Source organism: Azospirillum sp. Sh1, from assembly GCF_008365135.1.
GTDB classification, from domain to species: domain Bacteria; phylum Pseudomonadota; class Alphaproteobacteria; order Azospirillales; family Azospirillaceae; genus Azospirillum; species Azospirillum oryzae.
In genome coordinates, this window is sequence record NZ_VTTK01000025.1 from 42,783 (window position 1) to 53,724 (window position 10,942).

A 10,942-nucleotide genomic window follows, 5' to 3' on the forward strand; every position below is an offset into this window, starting at 1 on the left:
ATGAACGAAACAGTGCGTTTGTTTGGAGACGCCCCGCCATGAACCGCCCCACCATAAGCCGCCCAATCCTGGTCCTGAACGGACCCAACCTCAACCTGCTGGGCAAGCGCGAGCCGCACATCTACGGCCATGAGACCCTGGCCGATGTCGAAGCCGACTGCCGCCGCACAGGCGAGACGCTGGGCCTTGCGGTCGACTTCCGCCAGTCCAATGCCGAACATGTCCTGATCGATTGGATTCACGAAGCGCGCGAGACGGTCGACGGGCTGGTCATCAACCCGGCCGGCCTGACCCACACTTCGGTGTCGCTGATGGACGCGCTGTCGGCCTGCGCCTTCCCCATCCTGGAGGTCCATATCTCCAACATCCACCGGCGTGAGGAATTCCGCCATTTCTCCTATGTGTCGCGGGTCGCGGCCGGTGTGATCTGCGGCTTCGGCACCCAGGGCTATACGCTGGCCCTCCAGCGCATGGCCCGCCTGCTGGAGACCGCCGAGAAATGAACGCCATCTCCCGACCGGCCCCCACCCCCGCTGCCGCCAACTCGATCCTCGTCGGGCTGATCGGCGCCGGCATCCAGGCCTCCAGAACCCCGGCGATGCACGAGCGGGAGGCCGACGCCCTCGGCCTGCGCTGCCTCTACCGGCTGATCGACCTCGACCGCCTCGGCATCGGCCCGGATGCCCTGCCGGAGCTTCTGTCGGGGGCCGAGCGCATGGGCTACACAGGCCTCAACGTCACCTATCCCTGCAAGCAGGCGATCATCCCGCTGCTGGACGAGCTGTCGGACGATGCCCGCGCCATCGGGGCGGTCAACACCGTCGTGCTGAAGGACGGCCGCCGGGTCGGTCACAACACCGATTGCTCCGGCTTCGCCGAGGGTTTCCGCCGCGGGCTCGGCACCGTTCCGATGGACCGGGTGGTGCTGCTGGGTGCCGGCGGGGCCGGGGCGGCGGTCGGCCATGCCGCCTTCCATCTCGGAGCGGGCCGGCTGGACATCTTCGACGCCGCCCCGGCGCGGGCGATGCTGCTGGCCGATCAACTGAACGCCCGCTTCGGCGCCGGGCGAGCCTCGGCGGTTGCCGATCTGACTGGGCTGGGCACCGCGATGGCGGCGGCGGACGGGCTGATCCACGCCACGCCCACCGGCATGGCGAAGTTCCCCGGCCTGCCGCTGCCGGCCGATATGCTGCACCCGCGGTTGTGGGTGGCGGAGATCGTCTATTTCCCGCTGGAGACCGAGCTGCTGCGCACGGCACGGACGATCGGCTGCCGGACGCTGGACGGCGGCGGCATGGCGGTGTTCCAGGCGGTGGATGCCTTCAGGCTGTTCACCGGGGTTTCCCCCGATGCCGAACGCATCCGCGCGCATTTCGCGTCGATGGACGCCGGCCAAGCCACCGGCTGATACTGGCCGCCTGACAATGTCCGCCTGACAATCGGCGCCATTCACACAGACAAGCCGGCGGGGCCGCCGGCACCGGGAGGACCGCATGAGACGGCTGGTCGAGGCCTATTTCACCCTCATCAAAATCCTGATGGCGCTGTGCATGGCCGGCATGGTGGTGCTGGTGTTCGGCAACGTCGTGCTGCGCTACGCCTTCAACAGCGGCATCACGGTGTCGGAGGAGATGTCGCGCCTGTTCTTCGTCTGGATGTGCTTCCTCGGCGCCATCCTGGGCCTGCGGGAACGGGCGCATCTCGGCGTCGACGCGCTGGTGGCGCGCCTGCCGCGGACCGGCAAGCTGGCTTGCGCGGTGGCCAGCTGCGGATTGATGCTGTGGGTCACTTGGCTGGTGCTGCAGGGAAGCTGGACGCAGACCCTCATCAATTGGGACGCGCAGGCACCGGCCACCGGCCTGTCGATGGGGCTTCTGTACGGCGTCGGCGTGGTGTTCGGCCTGTCGACCGGCATCATCCTGCTGCATGAGATGTATCTGCTGCTGACCGGCAAACTCTCCGACGCCGACCTCGTGATGGTTGCGGAATCCGAGGATCTGCCGGAGGCGACCGCCCATGGCGCCCACACCGGCGGACACCGGACGCACCAGAGCACCAACCGGGAAGGGGCCCGGGATGAAGCCTTGCCGCTGCCTTCCCGCACCGCCTCCAGCCGCTGAGGACGCCGGACCATGACCATCACCATCTTCCTCGGCTCCCTGCTGGGCGCCATGGCCATCGGCATGCCCATCGCTTATGCCCTGCTGCTGTGCGGCGTGGCGCTGATGATCCATCTCGACCTGTTCGACGCGCAGATCGTGGCTCAGAACCTGATCAACGGCGCCGACAGCTTCCCGCTGATGGCCGTGCCCTTCTTCATGCTGGCCGGCGAGATCATGAACACCGGCGGCCTCGCCAAGCGCATCGTCAACCTCGCCATGGCGATGGTCGGCCATATCCGCGGCGGGCTCGGCTACGTCACCATCCTGGCGGCGACGGTGATGGCCAGCCTGTCCGGCTCTGCCGTGGCCGATGCGGCGGCACTCGCCACCCTGCTGGTTCCGATGATGGTTGCGGCCGGCCATGACCGCAACAAGTCGGCCGGACTGGTCTCCGCCAGCGCCATCATCGCGCCGATCATCCCGCCGTCGATCGGCTTCGTCATCTATGGCGTGGCCGGCAACGTCTCGGTCACCAAGCTGTTCCTCGCCGGCATCTTCCCCGGCATCCTGCTGGCCGTCGGCCTGTGCGGCGCCTGGTGGTACGTGTCGCGCAAGGAGAACCTTTCCCCGCCGCCCCGCCGCTCCCTGCGCGAGGTGCTGGCGATCCTGCGCGAAGGCGTGTGGGCGCTGATGTTGCCGGTGATCATCATCGTCGGGCTGAAGTTCGGCGTCTTCACCCCCACCGAGGCCGCCGTGGTCGCCGCCGTCTATTCGCTGTTCGTCGCCGTCTGCGTCTATCGCGAGATGTCGATTACCGACATCTATCCAGCCCTGCTGGGGGCGGCGAAGACGACCAGCGTCGTCATGTTCCTGGTCGCCGCGGCGCTGGTGTCGTCCTGGCTGATCACGGTGGCCAACCTGCCGGGAATGGTGACCGATCTGCTGGATCCGCTGATGGACAGCCCGACCCTGCTGCTGCTGGCGATGATGGCCCTGGTGGTGGCGATCGGCACCGCGATGGACATGACGCCGACCATCCTGATCCTGACACCGATCCTTGTCCCGGTGTGCAAGCAGGCCGGCATCGATCCCGTCTATTTCGGCGTGCTCTTCATCATCAACAACGCCATCGGCCTGATCACGCCGCCGGTCGGCACCGTGCTGAACGTGGTCTGCGGCGTGTCGAAGGTCAGCATGGAAGGCGTCATCAAAGGCGTCTGGCCCTTCATGCTGGTGCAACTGGTCGTCCTGTTCCTGCTGACCCTGTTCCCGTCGCTGGTGATGGTTCCGGCGGCCTGGCTCAGCCACTGACCCTTGTTCTCTTCAAGAATGAAAACCGGAGGAAATCCCATGAGGACGCGCATGAAATCCCTGCTCGCCGGCCTGCTGCTGCCGGGCCTGCTGTTCGCCGGTGCCGCCGGCGCTGCGGACTACAAGGACCGCTCGATCAAATTCGCCTTCCAGAACGTCAAGGAACACCCGCAGGGCCAGGGCGCCCAGAAATTCGCCGACATCGTCGAGGCGAAGAGCGGCGGCAAGATCAAGGTGAAGCTGTTCCCCGGCGGCACGCTGGGCGGCGACGTGCAGACCGTGTCGGCGATGCAGGGCGGCATCATCGAGATGTCGGTGATGAATGCCGGCATCCTGGTTTCCCAGGCCAAGGAATTCGCCCTGGTCGACCTGCCCTTCCTGTTTAACAGCGCGTCGGAGGCCGACGCCCTGCTGGACGGCCCTGTCGGCGAGCAGCTGATTGCGAAGCTGCCGGAGAAGGGGCTGGTCGGCCTCGGCTTCTGGGACCTGGGATTCCGCGACCTGACCAACAACCGCCGGCCGGTGAAGACCGCCGCCGACATCGCCGGCCTGAAGATCCGGGTGATCCAGACGCCGATCTACATCGACATCTTCAAGGCGCTGGGCGCCAACCCGGTACCGATGGCCTTCCCGGAGTTGTACGGCGCGTTGGAGACCGGGACCGTCGATGGACAGGAGAATCCGCCCAAGACCATCGAGCTGACCAAGTTCAACGAAGTCCAGAAATACATGACGCTCACGCGGCACATCTACAATCCGCAGGCGCTGATCGTCTCCGGCAAGTTCTGGAATACGCTGAGCGCCGATGAAAAGTCTCTGCTCCAGAGCGCTGCCGCCGAAGCCACCGTCTTCCAACGCAACTTGTCGCGCGGGCAGGAAGCCGATGCGTTGGCATCCCTGAAGGCGAAGGGCATGATCATCGACGAACTGCCGGCCGATGAACTCGCCAAAGTCCGTGAGAAGGTCAAGCCTGTGGTCGACAAGTACAAGGCCGAAATCGGCGATGCGCTGGTCACGCAGGCCTATACGACGATCGAAAAGAAACGCGCTTCGAACTGACGGTGAAGCCCTGTGGTGGAGAGCGTTCGCGCACTCCACCACTCCGGCATTGAGCTTTCCCCAACGTTCGTCCATTACCTCCGTTGAAGGCGCTCTCCGCGCCGCAAAACCATGGGACAGGGCATGACGGCGGACGACGCGACCGGCACAACCAACAAAACCAAGCCAAGCCGCAAGAACGATCCGGAAGGCACCCGCCAGGACATCCTCGAGGTGGCGACGGAGGAGTTCTCCTCGCTGGGCTTCAGCGGTGGCCGGGTCGACGCCATCGCCGCGCGCACCCGCACCACCAAGCGCATGATCTACTATTACTTCGGCGGCAAGGAGGAACTGTACCTTGCCGTGCTGGAGAAGGTCTATGGCGACATCCGCGCCATCGAGAACCGCCTGAACCTACAGAATCTGGAGCCGGAGGCGGCGATCCGCGCCCTGATCGACTTCACCTTCGACTATCAGGAGCAGCACGAGGACTTCATCCGGCTGGTGAGCATCGAGAACATCCACCGCGCCGAACACATGAAGAAATCAAAGGCGATCGCCAATCTGAACATCACGGTGATCGACACGCTGGCCCGAATCCTGGAGCGCGGCCGGGATTTGGGCGTGTTCAAGACCGACATCCAGCCGATCGACCTGCATCTGATGATCAGCGCCTTCTGTTTCTTCCGGGTGTCGAACCGCCACACCTTCAATCTGATCTTCCATCAGGACCTGACCGCCACCGACACCCGCGCCCGCCACAAAAGGATGATTGCGGACGCCATCGTCAGCCTGCTCAAGGGGACAGCAAGCGCCTAGCTCCGGTTGGAAGCGGAAAGGTGGATGCGTCGGCTCTCGCACCACAGCGTGAGTGGACAGCGGACGGCATCGTAAGGGCACCGTCAACCTATCGCGGCTGGAACTTGTTGCCGCGCTTCAGCCTGCTCCCAGGATCGGGAAACGGGACATCGGAACGGATCGCCGGATCACACGGCAACCATCTCCATCAGCCGGGCACGATCGGCAGGGGAGGCCGCTTCGCCATGGAGCGTGATGCGTCCCCGTTCCACCGCGTAGAAACGGTCGGCGACATCCAGGGCACGGTGGATGTTCTGCTCCACCAGCAGGATGGTCAATCCCGCCCGCTTCAGTTCCGTGATGATGCCGAAGATCTCGTCGACGATCATCGGCGCCAGACCTTCCGTCGGTTCGTCGATCAGCAACAGCCTGGCGGTGCCCACCATCACGCGGGCCATCGCCAGCATCTGCTGCTCGCCGCCGGACAACGTGGTGCCGAGTTGCCGCCGCCGCTCGGCCAGCCGGGGGAAGCGGGCGAAGGCCTGTCCGATCGCCTGTTCATTCTCCCGGCGCGCCCGCCCAGGACATTGGCGCAGCCCCAGCCGCAGGTTTTCCTCGACGCTGAGGCCCGGGAAGATGCGTCGATCCTCCGGCACCAATCCGAGCCCAAGGCGGGCGATCGCGTCGGGCGTCTGCCCGGTCAGATCAACGCCGTCGAAGCGGATCGCGCCGGAACTGGCCGGCACCCAGCCGGCGACGGATTTCAGGATGGTGGTCTTGCCGACGCCGTTGCGGCCGAACAGCCCGACCACCTCGCCCGGACCGGCCTGCAGGGACACCCCTTGCAGAACATGGCTCAGGCCGTAGTGCGCGTGCAGGTTCTCGATGGAAAGCATGGGTGTCACCCGTGTCCGAAATAGGCAGTCTGTACGGCGGGATCGGCGCGCACCACGGCGGGCGGCCCTTCGGCGATCTTCCGGCCCTGGGCCATCACGACGACATGGTCCGACAGACTCATCACCAGCCCGATGTCGTGTTCGATCAGCAGCACGGTCAGGTCGCCGGCCAGCGAGCGGATCAGCGCGCCGGTGTCGGCCGTGTCGCCGTGGCTCATGCCCTGGGTCGGCTCGTCCAGCAGCAGCACCCGCGGTTCGGCGGCCAGCGCCACCGCGATCTCCAGCCGCCGCTGTTCGCCGTGCGACAGGTTGCCGGCAAGCTCACGCGCCTTGGCCGACAGGCCGAAGCGCTCCAGCAGCGCCTCCGCCTTGGCAAGTGCGCGACGGCTGTGGCCGACCGGACGCAACGCGTGCCAGGGCCTCTCCAGCACCTGCGCGGCGATCCGCAGGTTTTCCAGCACCGGCAGTTCGAAGAACAGGTTGGTGATCTGGAAGGACCGCGCCAGTCCGGCGGCAAGCAGGCGGTCGGGGGACCGCCCGGTGACGTCGGCGCCGTCCAGGGTCACCCGGCCGCCGGTGGGTCGGATGGCGCCGCTGATCAGGTTGAACAGCGTGCTCTTGCCCGCCCCGTTGGGCCCGATGACCGAGGTGATCCGTCCGGCGGCGGCATCGAAGCCGACGCCCGCCACCGCCTGCAGACCACCGAAATTCACCGACAGGTCGCGCACGCCCAAGGCACCGGCGGCGCCTGCGCCGGCCGCCGCCGTCTTGAGGGAGGATGCCATCATGACACCGTCCTCCCGGATTCGCCGCGGCGGTTCAGCCGGGCCAGCAGGGCGCCGACCAGCCCCTTGCGCAGGAAGATGACGGACAGCATGAAGATGACCCCCACGACGATCAGGTGATGCTCGGTCCAGGATCCGACGACGGAGCGCAGGGCGGTCAGCAGCAGGCTGCCCACCACCGGCCCGACCAGCGTGCCGACGCCGCCGACGATGACGGTGATGACGGCGTTGCCGGAGGTCTCGAAGAACATCAGTTCCGGCGAGACGAAGCCGCGCAGCATCGGGTAGAGCGCCCCCGCCAGCGCGGCGACGCAGGCGGCAAGGACGTAAACGGCCAGCTTGTAGCGCCAGGCGTTGAAGCCCAGGAACGGCACGCGCTTCTCGTTGGCGCGGATGGCGGCCAGCGTCCGCCCGAACGGCGCATCCATCAGGTAGGACAGACCGGCATAGGCGACCACGGTCAGGGCCAGAACCAGCAGGAAGAAGGAGAGCGGATCGGCCGTGTCGAGGCTGAGCGGCCCGAAGCCCACCTGGATCTGCGGGATGCCGATCAGCCCATCCGACGCCCCCAGCGCGCGGGTGTTGTAGACGGTCTTGGCGGCGACCTGAGCCAGCCCGAAGGTGATGAGGGCGAAATAGACGCCCTTCACCCGGTTGGCGATGACGCCGCCGATCAGGCCCGCCACGCTTCCCGCCAGCAGGGCTGCCGCCATCGCCAGCCAGAAGCTGGGGGCGACATCGCGCAGGACGAGCGCGGAGACATAGGCGCCCAGCCCGAAATACAACGCCTGCCCCAGAGACAGCAGCCCGGTATAGCCCAGCAGCAGGTCGACGCTCATCGCCAGCCCGGCGAAGATCAGCGCCTCGGTCGCCAGCCGCAGGTAGAATCCATTGCCGGTCGCCCAGGCCGCGGCGGCGAAGCCCAGCGCCGCCGCCAGGAAGGCCAGCGCCAGCCAATGGACCGGGGCCAGACGGGAAAGCCGGGACGCCGGACCGGCGCGGCCGGGATCGGACAGGGTGCGCAACGTGGTGGCTTCAGGCATGTCCCAGCCTCCCGAACAGGCCCTGCGGCCGGACCATCAGCACCAGCACCATGATCCCGAACACCAGCGGGTCGGACCACACCGGCGAGATGTAGAGGCTGGACAGCGCCTGGACCTGGGTCAGCAGCAGGCCGGCGATCACCGCCCCCTGGATCGACCCCATCCCGCCGACGATCACCACGGTGAAGGCCATCAGGATGAAATCGCGCCCCATGGTCGGGAACACCGAATAGATCGGCGCCAGCAGCACGCCGGCCAGCCCGGCCAGCGCCACGCCGAAGGCGAAGGTGCCGGCATAGACCCGGCGCACCGGCACCCCCAGCGACGAGGCCATGTCCTTGTCGAAGGCGGCCGCCCGGACCATGGCGCCGAGCCCGGTGCGGAAGACCACCAGCCAGACCGCGGCGATCAGCGCGAGGCCGAAGCCGATCAGGAACAGGCGGTAGTTCGGCAGGAACATGCCGAGGATCTCGGTGCCGCCCTCGATCGGGTTCTCGGGCCGCAGGGTGTTGGGGCCGTAGACCAGCTTCAGCAGGTCTTCCATGATCATGCCCAGCCCGAAGGTCAGCAGCAGGGTCAGGATGTGGCGGTCGCGGCTGTGGAAGACCCGCGCGATCAGCCAGCGCTCGGCGATCCAGCCGATCGGCAGCATCAGCAGCGGCACCAGAACCAGCAGCGCCCAGAACCCGACCCCCAGCCCGGCCAGGGTCAGCGCCAGGAAGGCACCCATGGCGTAGAACTCGCCATGGGCCATGTTGATGACGTCCAGCAGCCCGAAGATGATGGTCAGGCCCAGCGCCATCAGAACGACGGCAACCCCGAGCGACAGACCGTTCAGCGCCTGCGGCGCCAGGACGAATTGCAGATAGTCGATGAGATCGGCCATGGCCATCGGCTCCTTGACTGCGTCCTCAGAAGCGGGTGCAGAGATCCGGTCCGATGGCCTTCTCGCCCGGAACGGTGCCGACCACGTCGAAGCGGTTGTTGGTGCCGTCCGACGAAATGCGCACGGCGTACATGTCCTGGACCGCCTGATGGTCGCCGGCCCGCATGGTCTTGGTGCCCTGCGGCGTGCTCCAGCTCAGCCCTTCCATCGCCTTGCGCAGCGCCTCGGTGTCGGTGCCGCCGGCCTTCTCGACCGCCGCTTTGAAAAAGCCGATCAGGCCGTAGCTGTCGGCGCCGTAGAGGTCGGGGGCGGTGTCGTACGCCTTGCGGAAGGCGGAGACGAAGGCCTTGTTCTCGGGCGTCGCCAGTTCGGCCGAATAGCCGACACCAGTGACGAAGCCGTCGGCCGCCTTGCCGATGGCGCCGATGTTCTGGGCGGTGACGGTTCCCGACGCGCCGACGATGGTCAGGTTGCGCAGCAGCCCGTACTCGCCCATCTGCGTCAGCAGGCGCACGGTGTCGTTGCCGGCGGTGGAAGTGTAGAGCACGCTGGGGCGCGCGGCGCGGAGCTGGCCGAAATACTGGGAGTAATCCTTGCTGCCGAGCGGCGCGAAGACCTCGCCGGTCGATTGCGCGCCGGTCTTCTCCGCCGCCGCCTTGAAGGCCGCGACGGTGGAGCGGCCCATCTCGTAATCGGGTCCGAGATAATAGACCTTGGCCTTCGGCTTGTCCTTGGCCAGCCATTCCGCCAGCGCCGCCGACTGTTGCCCCGCCCGCGCGTTCACCCGGAAGACGTTGGGAGAGCATTTGTCGGTGGTGATGGCGTCGGAGAAGGACACGGTGGTGGCGATCAGCCGGCCATTGCGCTCCGCCAGCTGCCCGACCGCCAGGGTCGAGCCGGAATTGACGGTGCCGGTCAGGAAATCGACCTTGTTGACCTGGAACAGCTTCTCCGCCTTCTGGGTGGCGACGGCGGGGTTGGCCTCCTCGTCCTCGAACAGCAGTTCGATTTGGCGGCCGAGGATGCCGCCGGCGGCGTTGACCTCCTTCGTCGCCAGTTCCAGCCCCCAGCGGACCTGCTGGCCGATAGGCGCGTAGGTGCCCGACAGCGGCGTCACCACCCCGATGCGGATCGGTTCGGCGGCGGACGCGCCGACGGGGAGCCCGAGCAGGGCGAGCGCGGCGGTGCCGAGAAGCGTGGTCTTGGTCATGATTTTTGGTTCCTCCCTATGTTGTCGGTGCTTGGAGGCGTCGGTCAGACGCCCTTGAAGACCGGCTTGCGCTTCTCGTGGAAGGAGGCGACACCCTCCTTGAAGTCCTCGGAGCCACGCAGGCGGCCATAAGCCTGCCCCTCGATCTCGATGGCGCCGTTGACCGAGACGTTGTTGCCACTGTTCAGCACGCCCTTGATCGTTCGCTGGGCCAGCGGCGAGAAGCCGCGCAGTTCGTCCACCAGGGCGGCGACCGTCGCTTCCAGTTCGGCGTCGGCGACGCAATCGGTGACGAAACCCCAGTCGGCGGCCTGCCGGCCGGAAATGCGCCTAGCCCGCATCACCATGTCCTTGGTCCGGCAGATGCCGATCATGTGCAGCAGGCGGGCCGAGCCGCCGGAGCCGGGGATCATGCCGATGCGCATTTCCGGCAAGGCGAACTGCGCGGTCTCCGACACGATGCGGAAATCGCAGGCCAGCGACAGCTCGAAGCCGACGCCGAAGCAATAGCCGCGGACCTGGGCGATCACCGGCTTGCGGCAACGTTCCGGGGCGGCGATGTTGACCGCCAGTTCCGACACATGCTCCGCCGACTTCTCCATGAAGCCGGCGATGTTGCCGCCGGACGAAAAATTCTCGCCCTCGGCGCGCAGGACGATCACCCGAACCGTGGGATCGCGGTCCAGCGCCGCGAACACCGCGGCGAATTGGTCGCGCTGAAGCATGCTGACGATGTTGAAGGGCGGACGGTGCAGCACAACGTCGGCGCGCTCCTTGGCCTCGTCGATCTCCACGCGGAAACCGTCGAGATCGGCGAGCAGGCGGTCGGTGCTGTCGAAGCGATAGGGGGTCACGGTCGGAAACTCCATGGAT

Annotated in this window: 12 protein-coding genes; 6 read left to right on the forward strand and 6 right to left on the reverse strand. The window is 66.7% G+C overall.

All coding sequences use genetic code 11. The annotated features are described in order from the left end of the window. Positions 1-38 precede the first annotated feature (38 nt). From aroQ to FZ029_RS22245, 6 genes are all read left to right on the forward strand, one after another. Positions 39-503, forward strand: coding sequence for a type II 3-dehydroquinate dehydratase (gene aroQ, locus FZ029_RS22220; RefSeq protein ID WP_149271961.1), 465 nt, complete (start codon positions 39-41; stop codon positions 501-503). Then, positions 500-1,408 (forward strand): shikimate dehydrogenase, encoded by a 909-nt coding sequence (locus FZ029_RS22225; protein ID WP_149271962.1) that lies wholly within the window; start codon positions 500-502, stop codon positions 1,406-1,408. Before aroQ ends, FZ029_RS22225 begins: the two co-directional genes overlap by 4 nt. A gap of 85 nt (positions 1,409-1,493) precedes the next feature. Continuing rightward, positions 1,494-2,120 carry a TRAP transporter small permease gene (locus FZ029_RS22230; RefSeq protein ID WP_149271963.1) on the forward strand — a complete coding sequence of 209 codons (627 nt, stop codon included), beginning with the start codon at positions 1,494-1,496 and terminating at the stop codon, positions 2,118-2,120. Between the two features lie 12 nt (positions 2,121-2,132). Continuing rightward, positions 2,133-3,413, forward strand: a complete 1,281-nt coding sequence (locus FZ029_RS22235) for a TRAP transporter large permease subunit (protein WP_149271964.1) — start codon at positions 2,133-2,135, stop codon at positions 3,411-3,413. A 51-nt stretch (positions 3,414-3,464) separates the two neighbouring features. Beyond that, positions 3,465-4,472, forward strand: a complete 1,008-nt coding sequence (locus tag FZ029_RS22240) for a TRAP transporter substrate-binding protein (protein ID WP_247892440.1) — start codon at positions 3,465-3,467, stop codon at positions 4,470-4,472. A gap of 123 nt (positions 4,473-4,595) precedes the next feature. Beyond that, the gene (locus FZ029_RS22245; protein WP_149271966.1) at positions 4,596-5,270 is read left to right on the forward strand and encodes a TetR family transcriptional regulator; all 675 of its coding nucleotides are present in this window, start codon (positions 4,596-4,598) and stop codon (positions 5,268-5,270) included. A 167-nt stretch (positions 5,271-5,437) separates the two neighbouring features. Here the strand turns inward: FZ029_RS22245 and FZ029_RS22250 are convergent, their stop codons facing one another. The 6 genes from FZ029_RS22250 to FZ029_RS22275 are packed head-to-tail and all read right to left on the reverse strand — an operon-like array spanning position 5,438 to position 10,923. Next, the gene (locus tag FZ029_RS22250; protein WP_149271967.1) at positions 5,438-6,145 is read right to left on the reverse strand and encodes an ABC transporter ATP-binding protein; all 708 of its coding nucleotides are present in this window, start codon (positions 6,143-6,145) and stop codon (positions 5,438-5,440) included. A 5-nt stretch (positions 6,146-6,150) separates the two neighbouring features. After that, positions 6,151-6,933 (reverse strand): ABC transporter ATP-binding protein, encoded by a 783-nt coding sequence (locus FZ029_RS22255; RefSeq protein WP_211104190.1) that lies wholly within the window; start codon positions 6,931-6,933, stop codon positions 6,151-6,153. Next, positions 6,930-7,973: a branched-chain amino acid ABC transporter permease gene (locus FZ029_RS22260; RefSeq protein WP_149271968.1), complete on the reverse strand. Its 1,044-nt coding sequence runs from the start codon at positions 7,971-7,973 to the stop codon at positions 6,930-6,932. The genes FZ029_RS22255 and FZ029_RS22260 overlap by 4 nt, the downstream gene beginning before the upstream one ends. Then, positions 7,966-8,859, reverse strand: coding sequence for a branched-chain amino acid ABC transporter permease (locus FZ029_RS22265; protein ID WP_149271969.1), 894 nt, complete (start codon positions 8,857-8,859; stop codon positions 7,966-7,968). Before FZ029_RS22265 ends, FZ029_RS22260 begins: the two co-directional genes overlap by 8 nt. A gap of 25 nt (positions 8,860-8,884) precedes the next feature. Beyond that, entirely contained in the window at positions 8,885-10,069 is a 1,185-nt protein-coding gene (locus tag FZ029_RS22270) for an ABC transporter substrate-binding protein (protein WP_149271970.1), read from the reverse strand. Between the two features lie 44 nt (positions 10,070-10,113). Then, on the reverse strand, positions 10,114-10,923 hold the full coding sequence (locus FZ029_RS22275; RefSeq protein WP_247892441.1) for an enoyl-CoA hydratase-related protein: 810 nt from the start codon (positions 10,921-10,923) through the stop codon (positions 10,114-10,116). Between the last annotated feature and the right edge of the window lie 19 nt (positions 10,924-10,942).